Genomic DNA, 17219 nt, shown 5'->3' on the forward strand with positions numbered 1-17219 from the left:
CGCCGTCAAACGCGCCCGGCACAACTCCTACCGGGTCAAACGCCCCACCGACCAGAACATCCGCCATACCGGCCCGGCCACCCCCCTACTGGCCTGCCCAAACACCCAAACTTAACGGCATTGCATCCTCGGGCTGTCCAAGCTGGCCCGGGTGGTCGAGCATTTCGCCTGCCGACCGCAGGTGCAGGAACGGTTGACCAAGCAGATCGCCGGCTGGCTGGACACGCAGCTGCGCCCGAAGGGCGTTGGCGTGGTGATCCAGGCCGAACACACCTGCATGACACTGCGTGGCGTCCAGGCCGTGGGCTCGGACACCGTCACCTCCACGCTGCTCGGCGTGCTGCGCGAAGACCCGCGCTCCCGGCAGGAGTTCTTCGCGCTCACCGGGATCCACCCCTGAGGCGTCCCCTGGGAACAGGAATGGAGTAACCACGACATGACCACTGCGCCCTTCGTGATCGTCGGCGGTGGGCTGGCCGGCGCGAAAGCCGCCGAGGCGCTCCGCGAGCAGGGCTTCGACGGACCGCTGGTGCTGGTGGGCCAGGAATCGCACCTGCCGTACGAGCGGCCACCGCTGTCCAAGGACTTCCTCGCCGGCAAGGTGACCCGCGAGGAGTTCACCGTCCATCCGGAAACCTGGTACCAGGAGCACGACGTCGAGTTGCGGCTCGGCGCGCCCGCCACGGCACTGCACCGCGACTCCCACGAGGTCGACCTCGCCGACGGCGGGCGTCTCGGTTACGGCAAGCTGCTGCTGGCCACCGGGTCGCGGCCGCGTCGCCTGCCGGTGGCCGGTGCGGACGCCGAGGGGGTGCACTACCTGCGCGACCTTGAGCACGCCGCCGCACTGCGCGCCGCGCTGGACACCGCGCAGCGACTGGTCGTCATCGGCGGTGGCTGGATCGGCCTCGAAGTCGCGGCCGTGGCACGCGAGCGCGGCGTCGAGGTCACCGTCATCGAGGCCGCGCACCTGCCGCTGCTGGGCGCCCTCGGACCGGAACTCGCCACGGTGTTCGCCCACCTGCACCGCGATCACGGGGTCGACCTGCGCCTCGACACACACCTGGCGGAGATCACCACCACCGGCGGGGTCGCCACCGGCGTCCGGCTCGCCGACGGGACCACCCTGCCCGCCGACGCCGTGCTGGTCGGCATCGGCGCGGCGCCCAACGTCGGGCTCGCCGACCGCGCGGGCCTCGCCGTCAGCGACGGCGTCCTCACCGACGCCTCGCTGCGCACCAGCGACCCCGACATCTGCGCGGTCGGCGACATCGCCAACGCCAAGCACCCGGTGTTGGGCATCCGGGTACGCGTGGAGCACTGGGCCACCGCGCTCCACCAACCCGCGACGGCCGCCACCACCATGCTCGGCGGCCCGGCCAGCTACCAGGAGCTCCCCTACTTCTTCACCGACCAGTACGACCTCGGCATGGAGTACCTCGGGCACGCCCCGGCCGGCCACTACGACCGCGTCGTGGTGCGCGGCGACACCGCGAGCCGGGAGTTCATCGCGTTCTGGCTGGACGCCCGCGACCGGGTACTTGCCGGCATGAACGTCAACGTCTGGGACGTCACCGACGCCGTCAAGGCCCTCATCCTCGCCGGCCGCCCGGTCGACACGAAGCGGCTGGCCGACCCGGACACTCCTCTCGAGGACGTGCCGACCCAGGCCCGATGACACACACCGGCGGCGAGCCGGCCAATGTTGCGGTGACCACTGGTTGGCGGCTCCTGACCAAAAAAGCAGACCCTGGCCGAGCCGGCGAGGGGACGTACCGGCTCAGGCCAGGGTCGACGCCTCCACCGCCGGCATAGCGCGGCATCTGGCGAGCAGAATCCTGCAGACCCAGCCGAGGTGAAAAGGTTTCAAAAGGACGGTTCCGGAGTGGGAATCGGCCCGATACAGGGCACTCCGATGGATTTTCAGCGCCAGCCGCCGGCATGGCGGCCGGGCATTGACCACCGGAGCGAGTTAATGAGGCGGCGACCCTCGGACGCCATCGCGTTGACCCCTGGGTCGCCGCCCCGGCAGCACCTAGGTTAGCACCACCACCACCAACAGCAGTGGCGACCGAAACCGCGGCCGAAGAAGCCCCGGCCGAAGAAGCCCCGGCCGAAGAAGCCTCGACCACCAAAGCCACCAAAGCCACCAAACATACGAGAACTCCTTCCCATGGAACATTCTTGTCCAACACGGACGTCATAGACATTACATCCGCTCCCGTCTGCGTCAAGAAAACAGCTTGGCCATAGAGGAAGGCAGCTAACCGCGCGCGGATTCACAGGCACTGTCGATATGTGCCACATCCGCGTAACGGTGGTTGGCACTGCCTTTACCAGAACGCCATTACTGGCCAGATTGAGCGCAGGAAACACGTCTGCGACGGCCAACTGGCGTTGGCGTGAGGACGCACCCACCAACCCCGCAGGCGAGGAGGACACCGCCGGAGACGCCCGAACACGTCAGCCCAGCCATGGTGAGCCATGGTGCGGCATCATCGGCACCGCCCGGCTATAGCGGACCGGAAGGGCCGTGTGGCCGCTATGCCCGCGTGCCGAAGCGCCAGCGCATGCGGCCGTTTCGCGCTGCGGGAGCACCCGCTTGTTCTCGATCAAGGTGATTCATATCGGCGACCGCAAGTCGGTCGGTGGCGTCGTCCGCCGTCACGCCCATCAGAGTTGATCAGGCGGCCGCTACCCGCATATGGGTCGAACCCCTCGATGTGGATCAGATTGAGGGCATCTCGGTGCGGATAATCTATGGGTACGCCACATGCATGGGCGTCCAGAGGGACACGCGATGGGTGCGAGATTGTGATGCAGCGTTCTTTGGATAGTCTCAGTGGAATTGTGCTGTCCACCGTGCGGATCGTGGTGTCGTTCCTGTTCATGCTGCACGGCGTGGCGGCCCTCTTCGGCGTGCTGGGCGGCGGGTTCGGCCGCCGTGGCGCGGCCGAACCCCTGGGTCAGTGGCCGTCCTGGTGGGCGGGATTGATTCAGCTTGTCGGCGGTGGGCTGATCCTGCTCGGTCTGTTCACCCGGCCGGCGGCGATCGTGTGCTCGGGCACGATGGCATATGCGTACTTCAGCGTGCACCAACCTCGGGCACCCCTACCGATCCAGAACGCGGGGGAACTGGCGGCGCTGTACTCCTGGTTCTTCCTGCTGATCGCGGTGCTCGGTGCCGGTCCCTACGCGGTCGACACGCTGCGGCACCGGCTCCGGCGGGCTCCACCACGCACGCGGATGCTCACCCGCGGGCGCGTACCCCGGCCACGGGCCCCCGGCGTACCCAGGCCAGGGGCCGCCACCCGCGAACGGTGAACACCCAGTCCGAGGTCGCCTCATACCCAGGAAGCGCCGTTGCTCCACGCCGGTGTCGCCTGGTGAGAGCGCCGATGCGGGAAGGCCGGCGGTTCCTCCGGTGTCGGCTGCTGTTGCGCACGTGTCACGCAACCGCTCGATCGAGTGGGCGTGGGCGCGATCCTGTGCAGCCACGTGGCGCGACGGCGTTCCCTGAGCCTCCGATGTGGTAGGGCATCCGCCGGACGGAATGGCGTCGTTGGCTGGCTGGCAGCCGGTTGGTCAACGCCATCCTCGCCGCGGGCACGGCGGCGGCCCTGGCCAGCCGGAGCCAGCGGCGCGACTCCGGCCTGGGGCGCCGGTAGGCACGCAAGGAGGCGCCACCGCGGTGACCTCGGTGCAGCCGGTCACCGGTGCAGCCGGCCGGTCACCCGCGCGCGGTGGATTCAGCGGTCCGCTTCGCGGCGCTTGGCGTGGCTCGCATGATGGCCGGAATGCCGGCGAGACGGTGCGCCAGTACCAGCCGAACCAGCGGCGGGTCATCGGGTCGTCGAGGATGGTGCGTACCTCCTAGCTGAGCAGGTCACCGGATACCGGTCAGAAGGCCACGTGGTCGTGCGAGGCGTGCGCCACGACGCGGCTGTCCGGACCGGGGAAAACCAATCCCTCGTGTCCGTCGAGCCATCTCACCAGGTATGGGGGTGACCCGTCGGGGTGGGGCACAGCCCGGCGACCGGTGCGGTGTATCTGACGTCGAAGGTGAACGACGGGCCGGATGCCACCCAGCCGCACTGGTACCTGCACGCGCTGGACGCGGCGAGCGGCGCTGAGCGCAGCGGATTCCCGGTGACCATCCAGGGATCGCCGGACGGCCTCGAAGTGGACTTCGGCCAGGTCCGCACCGGCGCAGCCAAGGCCCTCGGCGTGAACATCGTCAACACCGGCACCCAGCCGGAGACCATCACCGGCACCACCGCGCCGGCAGCGCCGTTCACCGCCACCAACCTGCCCGCCGCCGGCACGCTCCTGCAGCCGGGCGCCTCCACCGTGGTCACCGTGACCTACGCGCCCACCACCGGCGGCGACACCGGCACCGCCGACAGCGGCCAACTCGTGGTCAACGGCGACGCCGGCTCGGTCGCCGTGTCGCTGGCCGGCACCGCGCTCACCAGCCAACCGCAACTCACCGTCACCCCGAAGGGCCTGGACTACAACACCGTCCCGGTTGGACAGTCGGTGACCAAGACCTTCGACATCAGCAACACCGGCACCGTGCCGCTGACGATCACCAAGGCCAAAGCACCGACCGGAGTGTTCTCCACCGACAACCCCATCGCCGAAGGCCAGGTGCTCGCGCCCGGTGATGTGATCCACCAGACGGTCACCTTCACCCCGACCGACATCCTCGGTGCCACCGCCGAGTACTCCGTCAACGGTAGCGGTGGTGGGTCGATCTACTGGACGCCGAACCGCGGTGCCTGGGCGGTGTACGGGGCCATCCGGCAGCAGTGGGCCGCGCGCTCGGTTGGGAACGCAGCCGCCTCGGCTACCCGGTCAGCGACGAGTTCGCGATCATCGGCGGGCGGCGCAACAACTTCTAGTACGGCGCGATCGAGTGGTACGCCACCAGCGGCACCACGCACGGGCGGCGGGGGAGCTCACCGCCCGGTCGCGGTGGTGAAGCGGCGCAGTCGCAGGCTGTTGGAGACGACGAAGACGCTGGAGAGCGCCATGGCGGCGCCGGCGATCATGGGGTTGAGCAGGCCGAGCGCGGCCAGCGGCAGGGCGGCCACGTTGTAGGCGAACGCCCAGAACAGGTTGCCCTTAATGGTGCGCAGCGTGCGCCGGGACAGGCGGATGGCGTCGACCGCGGCACGGAGGTCGCCGCGTACCAGGGTGAGGTCCGAGGCTTCGATGGCCACGTCGGTGCCGGTGCCCATGGCCAGGCCGAGGTCGGCCTGGGCCAGCGCGGCGGCGTCGTTGACCCCGTCGCCGACCATGGCCACCACCCGCCCCTCGGCCTGCAGGCGTTTCACGGCGTCCACCTTGCCTGCTGGCAGCACCTCGGCGATGACCTCGCCGATGCCGATCTGCTCGGCCACCGCGCGGGCCGCGGCCTCGTTGTCCCCGGTGAGCAGCACCGGGCTGAGCCCGAGCGCGCGCAGGCCGCGGACGGCCTCGGCGGAGGTGGGCTTGACCGTGTCAGCGACGGCGAGCACGGCGCGGGCCTGACCGTCCCAGGCCACGGCGACCGCTGTTTGGCCGGCCGCTTCGGCCTGCTTGCGCGCCAGCCGCAGGTCCTCGGGCAGCGGCGTGCTCCACTGTTCCAGCAGTGCGGGGCGCCCGATTAGCACCGCGTGCCCATCCACGACGCCCTGCACGCCGAGACCCTCGTGGTTGGTGAATTCCTCGACCGGGGGCAGGTCGCCGGCGCGTTCCCGGGCGCCCGCGGTGATGGCCGCGGCGATCGGGTGCTCGGAGGCGTCCTCGAGTGCGCCGGCCAGCCGCAGCGCCTCATCGCCGTCGACTCCGTCGCCAGGGTGCACGGCGACGAGGCTCATCCTCCCGGTGGTGACGGTGCCGGTCTTGTCCAGCACGACGGTGTCCACGCGGCGGGTGGACTCCAGCACCTCCGGGCCCTTGATCAGGATGCCGAGCTGCGCGCCGCGTCCCGTGCCGACCAGTAGCGCGGTCGGGGTGGCCAGGCCCAGCGCGCACGGGCAGGCGATGATCAGCACGGCGACCGCCGCGGTGAACGCGGCCGTGGCGCCCGCGCCGGCCGCCCACCACGCCGCCCCGGTGATGGCGGCCAGGCCGATCACGATGGGGACGAAGACGGCGGAGATGCGGTCGGCCAGCCGCTGCACGGCGGCCTTGCCGTTCTGTGCCTCTTCGACCAGCTTGGCCATCTGGGCGAGCTGGGTGTCGGCGCCGATGCGGGTGGCGCGCACGACCAGCCGGCCGCCGGCGTTGACGGTCGCGCCGACCACGGCATCCCCAGGGCGGACCTCCACCGGCACGGACTCGCCGGTGAGCATGCTGACGTCCACCGCGGAGCTGCCGTCCACCACGACGCCGTCGGTGGCGATCTTCTCCCCGGGCCGGACCACGAACGTCTCGCCGACGCGCAGGTCGGCCACGGGGATGCGGACCTCGCGGACGCCGCGCAGCACCGCGACCTCCTTCGCGCCCAGTTCCAGCAGGGCGCGCAGCGCCGAGCCGGCGCGGCGGCGGGCGCGGGCCTCGAAGTAGCGGCCGGCCAGGATGAAGACGGTCACCCCGGCGGCGACCTCCAGGTAGATCTGGCTCGCGCCGTCCATGCGTCCGGAGGTGAGGTCGAAGCCGTGCCCCGTGCCGGCCTGCCCGGCGGACCCGAAGAGCAGCGCGTACAGCGACCAACCGAAGGCGGCGGTCACGCCGAGGGAGATCAGCGTGTCCATGGTGGCGGCGCCATGCCGAGCGTTGGTCCACGCGGCCCGGTGGAACGGCCACGCACCCCACACCACTACCGGGGCGGCGAGGGTCAGGGAGATCCACTGCCAGTCGGGGAACCGCAGCGGCGGCACCATGGCCAGCAGGATCACCGGGACGGCCAGCGCCGTGGAGACCCGCAGGCGCTGCCGTAGCGAGCGGACCGGGTCCTCCCGATCGCCGTCACGTTCCCCATCCTTGCGAAAAGCGGTGGGGAGTTCGGCGGTATAACCGGCGTTCTCCACCACCCGCACCAGGTCTTCCGGCGTGAGGTCGGCGGGGAAGGTGACGCTGGCCTTCTCGGTGGCGAAGTTGACCGTCGCGGTCACGCCGTCCAGCTTGTTGAGCTTGCGTTCGATGCGCCCGGCGCAGGAGGCGCAGGTCATCCCACCGATGCTCAACTCGAGCTGCCGGACCTCGGTGGTGCGAGCGTGCTGGGTGGTGGAACTCATCGAGCGTGCCTCTCGGTCATGGCCTTCGCCCTCCCCGGGTTCGGATCGCTCTCAGGAGCGGACCAGGCGGGCGATCGCGTCGCTGGCCTCGCGGACCTTGTCCTCGGCGACGTCGCCGCCCTGGGCGATCGCGTCGGCCACGCAGTGCCGCAGGTGCTCGTCCATCAGTGCGATGGACACCGCCTGCAGCGCCCGGGTGGCGGCGGAGATCTGAGTGAGCACGTCGATGCAGTACTCGTCATTCTCGATCATCCGGTGCAGGCCGCGCACCTGCCCCTCGATCCGCCGCAGGCGGCGCAGGTGGTCGGCCTTCCGGTCGGCGTAGCCCGGCATGGTTGTCGCTCCCCGTCTGCTCGTGGCGCCCCGCGCGGCCGACCCGGTCGGTCGGGGAACGAAGCGCTCCTTCGTTTATACCCTATGGGGGTAGAGGTATACCGGTGGGGCGCGGGTGGTGCCCGGCACGCGGTGGGCGGCGTCCGCGACCGCTGACCGCGCCGACCGAAGCCCGGTCTGCGACGAGCGGCACCGGCGCAGGTCACACGTTCGGCGGCGGGTCGCCTCCGGCTACCACCGCAGGGTTGCCACGGTCACTCGTCCGCGCCGGCGAGCCGGGCGGGCCGCGTGGCGTCGGCCGGGACACGTCATCGACGCCGCAGGTCAGCCCGGTGCCAGTGAAGCAGGGGGCCGAGTTTCGGGCATGGTCGACAAGGGTGTGGGCGCCCCGTTCGGGCGGCACCTGCTCCCCGACGTCTCGCGGCCAGCCGGTGTCTCCGATGACCCACGTGGGGATCGGTTCTACTCACGGTTGATCCCTCCGGAAATCAAAGGTCACGACTGTGTCGCGACGTCACCCGGATGGCAGCACCGTCGGGCTGAAGTCCCTTGACCGGTCATCGACCGGTCGCCGATCGCCCGGCGCCGCCAATCGCAGGGGCGCTGTCAGGCGGTAAGAAAGCCGCCGCCCGCCTGGTAGGCTAATGTGTGCATCGGTCGATCGCGGCGGACCCACCGTCGCGACTGCTGAGGGAGGCGAGACTCGTGAGCCGCACGCCAGGCCAATCGGCAGTCCGGAGCGACGTGCAGACGCCGTCGGCAACTGCTGTCCCGGTCGCCGATCTCCCGGCCGCGCCACACCAGCTCGCCGCCAGAGCGGGTGAGGTGCTTGGCTGGCCAGGCGTCGTGTTGCCGCAGATGACCCTCCTTGGCCGCAAGATCGTCGTCTGCGCGGAACTGGTACCCGAGGCGCACGCCGAGCGGCTGTGCCTGGGCTGCGGCCCGGTACCCGACCGGGTCGCGGTGAGCACCTGGTTCTGGCCGGAGATGGCCGGCCGGGTCCCCCCGCAGGCCGTGCGCATCGTCGGCGCCTTCGCCGTGGCCCGGCACTGGCGGACCGCGCTCGCCTCCGCGGTCCCCTTCGCCCGGTACGGCAACGTCGCCATGGTCCTGCCCTCCTCTGCCGCGCTGACCAGGGACTACCTGGCCAACTGTCTGCCGAGGGTGCGCCGGCACGGGGTCGCCGTGCTGCTCGCCGACCCCGAGGGCGAGGTCACCCTGGACGTGGCGGGGCAGCGCGGCGGCGCGCCCGAGCAGACCTCGCTGTCCCGCTGGGTGCACGAGGTGGTCTACGAGAAGCTGCTCGCCACCTGCTGACCGGCACCCCGAAGGTGCGGGCCGGCACCGTCCCGCTTAGGGTCTGTAGATCATGCGGGTGGTGATCGCGGGCGGGCACGGCAAGATCGCGCAGCGGCTGGCGCGGTTGCTCGTCGCCCGGGACGACCTGCCGGTCGGCCTGGTCCGCAACCCCGACCATGCCGACGATCTTCGGGCGCTGGATGCCGAGGCGGTGCTCTGCGACCTCGAGGTGGCCGGCGTCGACGAGGTCGCCGGGCACCTCACCGAGGCGGACGCCGTGGTGTTCGCGGCCGGCGCCGGGCCGGGCAGCGGGGCGACCCGCAAGGAGACCGTCGACCGGGCCGCCGCGGTGCTGCTCGCCGACGCCGCTGAGCGCGCCGGCGTGCGGCGCTACCTCCAGGTCAGCGCGATGGGCCTGGACCGGGCCGAGGCGCCGGGCACCGGCGAGGTGTTCGCCGCGTACCTGCGCGCCAAGAAGGCCGCCGAGGAGGATCTCCGCGGCCGCGCCCTGGACTGGACCATCCTGCGGCCCGGGCGGCTCACCGACGACGCCGGCACCGGCCGGGTTCGGCTGGGCCCGAGCGTGCCCTACGGCGAGGTGCCCCGGGACGACGTGGCCGCGGTGCTGATGGCGCTGCTGGACGAACCGCGCACCGCCGGGCTCACCCTGGAACTGGTCTCCGGCGACACGCCGGTGGCGCAGGCCGTGGCGGGGCTGCCCGGTTAACCGGCGGGCCCGAGCACGCGGTCCAGGTAGTCGTTGCGGAACACCCCGGCCGGGTCCAGCTCCGCGCGCACCCGGCGGAAGTCCTCGAACCTCGGGTAGCGCTCGCGCAGCCCGGCCGCATCCATGCCGTGCAGCTTGCCCCAGTGCGGCCGGCCGCCGTGCGCCGCGGCGATGGCCTCGAAGGCGTCGAAGTACTCGCGGTACGGCATGCCGAGGAACTGGTGCACCGCCACGTACGCGGTCTCCCGGCGGTACGCGGTGGACAGCCAGATGTCGTCCGCGGCCGCGACCCGCACCTCGACCGGCACGATCACCGGGTGCGGCAGCACACGTACCGCCGACCGCAGCTCGGCCAGCACGTCGTGCAGGCGTTCCCGGGGTAAGGCGTACTCCGACTCAACGAACCGCACCCGCCGTGGCGTGGTGAACACCCGGTACGACGCGTCCGAGTAGGCGCGCTCGGACAGCAACGCGCCGCACATCCGGTTCAGCCGGGGGACCAGCCGGGGCACCGCCCGGCCCAGCCGGCAGACCAGACCGAACGCGGCGTTCTCCATCACCTCGTACTCGTAGAACCTGCGGAGGGGATGCATCGGCCGCGCCGGGGTGCCCTGCGGCAGCCGCTCGTTTCGCTTGACCAGCACCCGGTCGGAGTGGACGAACCAGTGGAACTCCACGTGGTCCTCGCGCTCGGTCAGGTCGCCGAACTCGGCCAGCACCGCGTCCAGCCGCGCCGGGTACTCGTGGGCACGCACCACGAACGCCGGCACGCAGCGCAGGGTCACCGTGCTGATCACGCCGAGCGCGCCCAGCCCGACCCGGGCCGCGGCGAACAGCTCGGGCCGCTCGTCCTCGGCGCAGCGCAGCACCGACCCGTCCGCCGTCACCAGCTCCAGTGCGTGCACTCCGGTGGCCAGCCCGCCGAACCGCGCCCCGGTGCCGTGGGTGCCGGTGGAGATCGCGCCCGCGACAGTCTGCCGGTCGATGTCTCCGAGATTGGGCAGTGCCAGCCCGAGCGCCGCCAGCTCCGCGTTGAGCCGGTGCAGCGGGGTGCCGGCCCGCACGGTGACCAGCTCACCGTCCACCGCGACCACGCCCGACCAGGCGGCCAGGTCCACCGCGACCCCGGAGGTGGTCGCGACGCCGGTGAACGAGTGGCCGCTGCCCCTCGGCCGCACGGCAAGGCCGTCCCGCGCGGCCGAGGCGACCGCCTCGGCGATCTCCTCGGTGCTGCGCGGGCGGGCCACCCTGGCGGGTGCGCAACTCGCCGTGCGGGCCCAGTTCGTCCACCGCACGGCCCCTGCCGCGGCGGCCTGGCCGACGGGTCGAGCGGGCACGGCAACCTCCAACCGGTAAGAGCTGTTCGCCCGGCCGAACAACCGAACGTCCCCCGCGCACTGTGAGCTGGTGCACAGAAAATAGGTGAAAGCTATTCACATCTCAACCGCCACGGACGTACCGTTACTCGGGTGTCAGCCAAGCAGTCGAGCCTGCGGTACGACACGGCGACGAAGTCCTTCGACCCGCCGTTCGCCGTGGTGGACCTCGACGCGTTCGAGCGGAACGCGGCGGACCTGGTGCGCCGCGCGGGCGGGCGGCCCATCCGGGTCGCCACCAAGTCGGTGCGCTGCCGGCACCTGCTGGAACGCGTGCTCGGCATGCCGGGGTTCACCGGGCTGATGTGCTACTCGCTGACCGAGGCGCTGTGGCTGTCCCGGCTCGGCAGCACCGACGACCTGCTGATCGGCTACCCCACGGTGGACCGCTCGGCGCTGCGCGACCTGGCCGCGGACGAGCGGGCCGGGAACACGGTCACCGTGATGGTCGACTCCACCGCACACCTCGACGTGGTGGACGACGCGCTCGGGCCGGCGCACCCGGAGGTGCGGGTGTGCCTGGAGGTGGACGCGGGCTGGCGCCCGCTGCCCGGGGTGCACGTCGGCCCGCTCCGCTCGCCGGTGCGCACGCCGGCTCAGGCGGCGGCGCTGGCCCGGCACATCGCCGACCGCCCCGGATTCCGGCTGGTCGGCCTGATGGCCTACGAGGGGCAGATCGCCGGCATCGGCGACGCCCCGCCGGGACGCCCGCTGCGCGGCGCCGTGGTGCGCTGGATGCGACGCCGATCCGCGGCCGAACTCGCCGAGCGCCGGGCCGCCGTGGTGGCCGCGGTGCGCGCCGAGGCGGACCTGGAGTTCGTCAACGGCGGCGGCACCGGGAGCCTGGAGAGCACCGCCGCCGAGCCCGCGATCACCGAACTGACCGCGGGGTCCGGGCTGCTCGGCCCGGCGCTCTTCGACGGCTACCGGGGCTTCCGGCCGCAGCCGGCGGCGCTGTTCGCGCTGCCCGTGGTGCGCCGCCCGGGGCGCCGGTCAGCCACCCTGTTCGCCGGCGGCTACCTGGCCTCCGGGCCGGCCGACCGGGACAGGCTGCCTCGGCCGCACGCACCGGCCGGGTTGCGGCTGCGCGCCCTGGAGGGGGCCGGCGAGGTGCAGACCCCGGTCCTCGGCCGGGCCGCGGCCGGGCTGGCGCTGGGCGACCGGGTATGGCTGCGCCACGCCAAGGCCGGGGAGTTGGCCGAGCGGTTCACCGAATTCCATCTCGTCCGCGGGGACACCGTGGCGCGGACCGTTCCCACCTATCGCGGCGAGGGGCGCTGCTTCGGTTGACCCCTCTTCACCGGGTGGAGCCAAGCTGACCTGCATTTTTCAGCGCAGAACCGGCACCGTTCGGCGAATGGAAACGATCACCGGGCCGGCCGGCCCGGTGTCGCTGGACCGGCCGGACGGCCCTCGCCGGCCGGGGCCACTGGGCCGGTCTGAATGACGCTCACTGGGGTTCGCCCAGGCGAGTGGACAGGTAGCCCTTGATCATGGCCTTGGCCTCGTTGAGCACCGTGTCGTCACCCCGGGGATCGCGGCGGAAGGCCAGCTTGAACACGCCGTCCGCGGCCTCTACGGCGACCGCGATGGGCAACCGGATGTCGTCCGCGGGAATGTCGAACTGCGCGGCGATCAGCCCGGCCAGCCGCTCCGCGACCACCGTGTTGTTGTCCCTGCGGTCGTCCAGCAGGCGAAGGTCCACCACGTCGCCGAAGTGCAGCTTGGCGAAGCCGGGTACCTCGCGGTGCATGGTCACGTACACGTCGATCACCGTGTCGACCGCGTGCCACCAGTGCTCCAGCCGGGTCGTGCTGAACCGGTCGACCACGGTTGCCATGAACCTGTCCAGGTTGCGCAGGGTCAGCGCCTGCACGACGGCCCGCTTGTCCGGGAAGAACTGGTACAGCGAGCCGACCGCGACCCCGGCCCGCTCGGCGATCAGGGTGGTGGTCACGCCGTCGTAGCCGACCTCGTCGACGAGCGAGGCGCAGGCCGCCAGCATCCGCTCGACCCGCTGCGTGCTGCGTTGCTGCACCGGCCGCCGGCGCAGTGGGGCGGCATGCGTTGACACGGTCCCTCCTCCATCAGTCGGCCTGCCCATCTTGCCCGGTACCGAGCAGTCGCGGACGGCCGGTTGGCGTCGTGAGGCGGGACACGCTCGGCGCGCCGGATCGGTGGCGGCGGTCTCTGGTCGGCGAGCGCGTGGCCGGCCTCTGCCCGGGAATACCCGGTGACGCCGCCGTAGACCACCGTGCCCCGATTTCTCCGCGTTCCCGACATGGTGACGGCGCTGGCGCCCGTCCGGGGAAACGGGCACCAGCGCCGGGCTTGGAGACCGCGGGCCGGTACCGGTCGGGGGGAGGGGAGCACAGCGGCACCGGCCCACGGAAGTCTGTTCGGTTGTGTGCGTGCCGGCGGTGCCGCCGACCGGGAGGCCGGCGAGCCCGGTTCGCCGCGGTCGGGGGCACGGACGACCCGGGCCGCCGGCATGGAGGCGGTTGCTCGACCGATCCCGCGTCGGGGAGTTCGGGCCGGCCGGACCGCCCGTCCTGGTGCTAGTGCGCTCCGGCGACCGCCGGGCGGACGGCCGCGGGCGGCGCCGAGGTGGTGCCGCGGAGATGGCGGGCCGGCCGGGGGGCGAGCGCACCGGCGACCAGGTGCTCGTATGCGGCGCGCCACACCGAGCAGGGCGACTTCTGCTGGCGCCACCGGGTCGAGCACTGCGGGCAGTTACCCCGCTCGTCGGGCTCGTGCTCGGCGAGCAGCGCCCGCCACCCCTCGGTCAGCCGGGGCAGTTCGGACCGCGCGACGGACAGCAAGGAGGGGGCGTCGGCGCGGGTGGCGAGTTCGGAGAGCATGTCGAGCCGCTCCCACACCGCGTTCCGCAGAACCTGGCCGAGTATCGCGTCCACTGGAGACTCACCGTCACCTTTCCGCCTGGTCGGCGGCTTCACGTAGGGCTGTCCGCAACTGGCCGAGCTGGCCGGCGGACAGTACCGCGGTCTCGCCGGGCGGCCCGACGAGCACCACTGTTCCCCGGTCGGCGAGCACGGTGAGGCATCTGTCCCGGTTGCCCACGTCCCGGCAGCGGATGCGCCACCAGCGTCGGTTACCCGTGGACCCTACCCAGCCGGACGCTGGCTCGGAGCCGTCTTCGGCATCCGCGGGCGCTGGTCCGGCGCCCCGTGCCAACTCCACCAGCTCCACTGCGGTGGCCCCCTCCGTAGCTCGCTCTCTGTGCCGGAGTACTAGCTCCATGCTTACAACAACCTAGATTGGGGGGTATGAGGGCCGGATGGGGTCCTGTAGCGCTGATCGGCCGCCCCCCCACGGTAAGCGGTCGGCCAAGTTCGGCTGCGCCGATCAGCCTCGCCGAAGCACACTTCTCCAGGCTGGATCAATGCCTTTACTCTGCGCTTGACGCCCGACGGACTGTGAGGGGTCGCAAATGAATACCATCGGTTCCGGTGGCTCTCCCGTTACACCCGACGTGTGGGAGTCCCAGGAGATGCGGGACGCTCTGCTGAACCGCGACGTCAGCACCGTGTACCGGCTGCTGCGGCGGTACGGGGTCTCGCAGCGCCAGATCGCGGCGTACACCGGCCAGTCACAGTCCGAGGTGTCGGAGATCCTCAAGGGGCGGCAGGTCATGGCCTATGACGTGCTGGCGAGGATCGCCGACGGGCTCAACATTCCGAGGGGATACATGGGCCTCGCCTACGACGAGGCGACGGCAGTGAGAGTCGCCGTAGCCACGGACGACTCCCAGGCTGAGGAGGACGAGTCGGTGAAGCGTCGGAGGTTCCTCGCGCACGCCGCGGCCGTCACCATGGGTGCGGCCGTGTTCGGCGCGGACTCCGGGTCGTGGGTACAGAACCCCACTCAGACCCCGGCTCCAGGGCGGATCGGCATGACGGACGTCCGGCAGGTGGAAGCGGCCACCCGGGCCCTGCGCGCGCTGGACTTCCAGTACGGGGGTGGTTTCTGCCGCGACGCGGTCGTGGCGCAACTGTCGTGGGGCCAGCAACTGCTGGGGGCCTGCGGCTCGCAGCCGGTGAAGGAGCGCCTGTTCGTCGCCCTTGCCGACCTGCAGAACCTCGCCGGGTGGACGTCGTTCGACGTGGGGTTGGTGGACTCCGCCCGCAACCACTTCGCCAAGGCGCTGGAGCTGGCCAAGCAGGGCAACAACGATCACCTGGTGGCCAACATCCTCTACCGGATGGGCCGGGTGTACCTGCACCAGGAGGCGCCCAACGACGCGCTGAAGCTGTTCCAGCTCGGGCAGATCGCCGCCCAGGAGGCGGGCTCCGAGCTCGCCGTCGCGGTGCTTTGCGCCAACGAGGCGTGGGCATACGCCCTGATGGGCAAGGCGGACCAGGCGCAGAAGCTGCTCGGCCGGACCAAGGACGAGTTCGCCCGCGCGGACGTGCAGAACGCCGAGGCGTGGGTGCGGTTCTTCGACGAGAACGACCTGCACGCGATGATCGGCACGGTCTACACGGTGCTCGCGCAGCGCGTCGACCGGAAGTACACCAGGTTCGCCATCCCCGCGATGACCAGGGCGGTCGAGTCCTACGGCGACGAGATGACCAGGAACAAGGCGTTCAACATGACCTTCCTGGCCACCGACCACCTGATCGAGGGCGACATCGACCACGGAGCGCGGATCGGGCGCAAGGCCGTCGAGCTGGCCGAGGGGCTGAAGTCCAGCCGGGCCAGGGACCGGATGCTGCCGCTCAAGCAGGAGACCGACAAGCGGCGGAACAACCCCGACGCGCGGGACCTCTCCGAGCGCATCGCGAAGTTCATCGGGGTGTAGCGGGCGGCGGTTATGTCGGTCACCCTCACGGACGCCCCGCTGGACGGTCGGTTCACCCGGGACCGGTTGCGGGCCGCGCTCGCCGAGATCTGCGCCGGCGTCGGCCTGGATCCGCGCGGCGCGCGGCTGCTGCGCTTCACCAGCAACGCGGTGTTCCGGCTGGCCGACCAGCCGATCGTGGTGCGCATCGTCGGTTCCCGGGCGATGCAGCACCGGGTGGGCAAGCTCGTCCGGGTGGCCCGCTGGCTGGCCGAGCACGACGTGCCCGCGGTGCGCCTGGTGCCCGGCCTGGAGCAGCCCGTGCACGCTGCCGGGTACGTGGCGACGCTGTGGGAACTCGCCCCGGAGGCCGGCCCACGGCCCGGCGCGGGCGACCTGGCCCGGCTGCTCCGCCGGCTGCACGAGCTTCCCCCGCCGCCCTTCGACCTGCCCCGCTGGGCGCCGCTGGACGACGTGCGCCGGCGGGTGGCGGACGCCGAGGAGCTGGCCCCGGCGGACCGGCGGTTCCTGATGGACCGGTGCGCCGAGGTGCAGGCCAAGCTGGACAGGCTGCGGTTCCCCCTACCACCCGGCGTGGTGCACGGCGACGCGCACCTGGGCAACCTCATCCCCACCCGGGACGGGCCGGTGCTCTGCGACTTCGACTCCACCTGCTTCGGCCCGAGGGAGTGGGATCTCACCCCGCTGCCGGTGGGCGTCCAGCGGTTCGGCCACCCGCCGCCGTGGCACCGCACGCTCGCCCGAGAGTACGGGTTCGACGTCACCGGGTGGTCCGGGTTCGCCGTGCTCCGCGAGGCGCGCGAGCTGAAGCTGACCACCAGCGTGTTGCCGATCCTGCGCAGCAACCCGGATGTGCGGGTGGAACTGCGACGCCGGCTGGCGGCGTTCCGCTCCGGCGATACCTCCGAACGGTGGGCGCCGTTCCGCTGATCGCCCGTGCCCGCGCGCCGACGCGTAACGCCGGCCCCCGGGGAAGCGAATCCAGGAGCGGAGGCCAGCGGAAGCGGGACACCTGCCCGCACGGGAGGGTCCGCCGGCCACTTTCGCGCCTCCGTGGCGCCCCGAGGCCGGCGAGGTGAACTGTCACGGTGTTGGGTATCGGTGCTCGTTTCGGCGTTCCACGTTGGCGGGCCAGGCGGGCGCAACGCTCCGCCGAACTTCTCGACGAGGTGGTGGACGCGCAGCTTCCGCTGCTGTCCTCGCTGGCCGAGGACAGTCGCCGCCGCGCGGCCGACTACCTGGCCGAACTGGTCATGCTCGGCCAGGCGTACCGGCACTACGCCGCTGGCTGGATCGACCGGCGCGAGTTGGAGCGGCGCGGCAGCGCCGCGGTGGCCCGGCTGAACGCCATGCGCCAGCAGCGACCGCCGGCCGCGCAGTTCACCGAGCGGGACTGATCCGCCCGGCCGCTGTCCCGCTGGCCCGCATGGAGCAGC

Annotated in this window: 14 protein-coding genes and 3 pseudogenes; 10 read left to right on the plus strand and 7 right to left on the minus strand. The window is 71.8% G+C overall.

What is annotated here, in order from left to right; translation table 11 throughout:
- Nucleotides 1-124 precede the first annotated feature (124 nt).
- The 3 genes and pseudogenes from FFT21_RS13540 to FFT21_RS13550 form a co-directional block, all read left to right on the plus strand.
- Nucleotides 125-400: pseudogene (locus FFT21_RS13540) on the plus strand (GTP cyclohydrolase I); the annotation flags it as partial.
- 36 nt (nt 401-436) lie between these two features.
- Nucleotides 437-1678, plus strand: coding sequence for an NAD(P)/FAD-dependent oxidoreductase (locus FFT21_RS13545; protein WP_137814210.1), 1242 nt, complete (start codon nt 437-439; stop codon nt 1676-1678).
- 1172 nt (nt 1679-2850) lie between these two features.
- Nucleotides 2851-3324: a DoxX family protein gene (locus tag FFT21_RS13550; protein WP_307722930.1), complete on the plus strand. Its 474-nt coding sequence runs from the start codon at nt 2851-2853 to the stop codon at nt 3322-3324.
- A 576-nt stretch (nt 3325-3900) separates the two neighbouring features.
- Here the strand turns inward: FFT21_RS13550 and FFT21_RS29755 are convergent.
- Nucleotides 3901-4011, minus strand: a pseudogene (locus FFT21_RS29755) (DUF1918 domain-containing protein); the annotation flags it as partial.
- A gap of 138 nt (nt 4012-4149) precedes the next feature.
- Here FFT21_RS29755 and FFT21_RS29760 point away from each other — a divergent pair.
- Nucleotides 4150-4788, plus strand: a pseudogene (locus FFT21_RS29760) (choice-of-anchor D domain-containing protein); the annotation flags it as partial.
- Between the two features lie 173 nt (nt 4789-4961).
- Here the strand turns inward: FFT21_RS29760 and FFT21_RS13565 are convergent.
- Together FFT21_RS13565 and FFT21_RS13570 are read right to left on the minus strand one after the other, a co-directional pair.
- Nucleotides 4962-7226: a heavy metal translocating P-type ATPase gene (locus FFT21_RS13565; RefSeq protein ID WP_137814211.1), complete on the minus strand. Its 2265-nt coding sequence runs from the start codon at nt 7224-7226 to the stop codon at nt 4962-4964.
- 51 nt (nt 7227-7277) lie between these two features.
- Nucleotides 7278-7559: a metal-sensitive transcriptional regulator gene (locus FFT21_RS13570; RefSeq protein WP_137814212.1), complete on the minus strand. Its 282-nt coding sequence runs from the start codon at nt 7557-7559 to the stop codon at nt 7278-7280.
- Nucleotides 7560-8417: 858 nt separating this feature from the next.
- Here FFT21_RS13570 and FFT21_RS13575 point away from each other — a divergent pair.
- Together FFT21_RS13575 and FFT21_RS13580 are read left to right on the plus strand one after the other, a co-directional pair.
- Nucleotides 8418-8876: a hypothetical protein gene (locus FFT21_RS13575; protein ID WP_307722931.1), complete on the plus strand. Its 459-nt coding sequence runs from the start codon at nt 8418-8420 to the stop codon at nt 8874-8876.
- Between the two features lie 52 nt (nt 8877-8928).
- On the plus strand, nt 8929-9585 hold the full coding sequence (locus tag FFT21_RS13580; RefSeq protein ID WP_137814214.1) for an SDR family oxidoreductase: 657 nt from the start codon (nt 8929-8931) through the stop codon (nt 9583-9585).
- Here FFT21_RS13580 and FFT21_RS13585 read toward each other — a convergent pair.
- On the minus strand, nt 9582-10922 hold the full coding sequence (locus FFT21_RS13585) for a D-arabinono-1,4-lactone oxidase (RefSeq protein WP_225978386.1): 1341 nt from the start codon (nt 10920-10922) through the stop codon (nt 9582-9584). The genes FFT21_RS13580 and FFT21_RS13585 overlap by 4 nt on opposite strands.
- Nucleotides 10923-11054: 132 nt before the next feature.
- On the opposite strand from FFT21_RS13585, the gene FFT21_RS13590 reads away from it, so the two are divergent.
- The gene (locus FFT21_RS13590; RefSeq protein WP_137814215.1) at nt 11055-12251 is read left to right on the plus strand and encodes an amino acid deaminase/aldolase; all 1197 of its coding nucleotides are present in this window, start codon (nt 11055-11057) and stop codon (nt 12249-12251) included.
- Nucleotides 12252-12411: 160 nt separating this feature from the next.
- On the opposite strand, the gene FFT21_RS13595 is transcribed toward FFT21_RS13590, so the two are convergent.
- From FFT21_RS13595 to FFT21_RS30695, 3 genes are all read right to left on the minus strand, one after another.
- On the minus strand, nt 12412-13065 hold the full coding sequence (locus FFT21_RS13595; protein WP_137814216.1) for a TetR/AcrR family transcriptional regulator: 654 nt from the start codon (nt 13063-13065) through the stop codon (nt 12412-12414).
- A gap of 454 nt (nt 13066-13519) precedes the next feature.
- Nucleotides 13520-13876 carry a hypothetical protein gene (locus FFT21_RS13600; protein ID WP_137814217.1) on the minus strand — a complete coding sequence of 119 codons (357 nt, stop codon included), beginning with the start codon at nt 13874-13876 and terminating at the stop codon, nt 13520-13522.
- 13 nt (nt 13877-13889) lie between these two features.
- Entirely contained in the window at nt 13890-14222 is a 333-nt protein-coding gene (locus tag FFT21_RS30695) for a hypothetical protein (RefSeq protein WP_137814218.1), read from the minus strand.
- A gap of 190 nt (nt 14223-14412) precedes the next feature.
- On the opposite strand from FFT21_RS30695, the gene FFT21_RS13610 reads away from it, so the two are divergent.
- The 3 genes from FFT21_RS13610 to FFT21_RS13620 all read left to right on the plus strand — a co-directional run bounded on the left by FFT21_RS13610 (nt 14413) and on the right by FFT21_RS13620 (nt 17180).
- Nucleotides 14413-15783 (plus strand): NsdA family TPR-like regulatory protein, encoded by a 1371-nt coding sequence (locus FFT21_RS13610; RefSeq protein WP_137814219.1) that lies wholly within the window; start codon nt 14413-14415, stop codon nt 15781-15783.
- Nucleotides 15784-15795: 12 nt separating this feature from the next.
- Nucleotides 15796-16713: a phosphotransferase enzyme family protein gene (locus FFT21_RS13615; RefSeq protein ID WP_137814220.1), complete on the plus strand. Its 918-nt coding sequence runs from the start codon at nt 15796-15798 to the stop codon at nt 16711-16713.
- A gap of 158 nt (nt 16714-16871) precedes the next feature.
- Nucleotides 16872-17180, plus strand: a complete 309-nt coding sequence (locus FFT21_RS13620; protein ID WP_137814221.1) for a hypothetical protein — start codon at nt 16872-16874, stop codon at nt 17178-17180.
- The last annotated feature ends 39 nt before the right edge of the window (nt 17181-17219 follow it).

Source organism: Gandjariella thermophila (assembly GCF_005405885.1).
Classification (GTDB): domain Bacteria; phylum Actinomycetota; class Actinomycetes; order Mycobacteriales; family Pseudonocardiaceae; genus Gandjariella; species Gandjariella thermophila.

Coding starts and splice junctions, on each gene's coding strand:
- FFT21_RS13545 (WP_137814210.1), top strand. CDS start 437: ATGACCACTGCGCCCTTCGTGATCGTCGGCGGTGGGCTGGCCGGCGCG.
- FFT21_RS13565 (WP_137814211.1), bottom strand. CDS start 7,226: ATGAGTTCCACCACCCAGCACGCTCGCACCACCGAGGTCCGGCAGCTC.
- FFT21_RS13570 (WP_137814212.1), bottom strand. CDS start 7,559: ATGCCGGGCTACGCCGACCGGAAGGCCGACCACCTGCGCCGCCTGCGG.
- FFT21_RS13575 (WP_307722931.1), top strand. CDS start 8,418: ATGACCCTCCTTGGCCGCAAGATCGTCGTCTGCGCGGAACTGGTACCC.
- FFT21_RS13580 (WP_137814214.1), top strand. CDS start 8,929: ATGCGGGTGGTGATCGCGGGCGGGCACGGCAAGATCGCGCAGCGGCTG.
- FFT21_RS13595 (WP_137814216.1), bottom strand. CDS start 13,065: ATGGGCAGGCCGACTGATGGAGGAGGGACCGTGTCAACGCATGCCGCC.
- FFT21_RS30695 (WP_137814218.1), bottom strand. CDS start 14,222: ATGGAGCTAGTACTCCGGCACAGAGAGCGAGCTACGGAGGGGGCCACC.
- FFT21_RS13610 (WP_137814219.1), top strand. CDS start 14,413: ATGAATACCATCGGTTCCGGTGGCTCTCCCGTTACACCCGACGTGTGG.
- FFT21_RS13615 (WP_137814220.1), top strand. CDS start 15,796: ATGTCGGTCACCCTCACGGACGCCCCGCTGGACGGTCGGTTCACCCGG.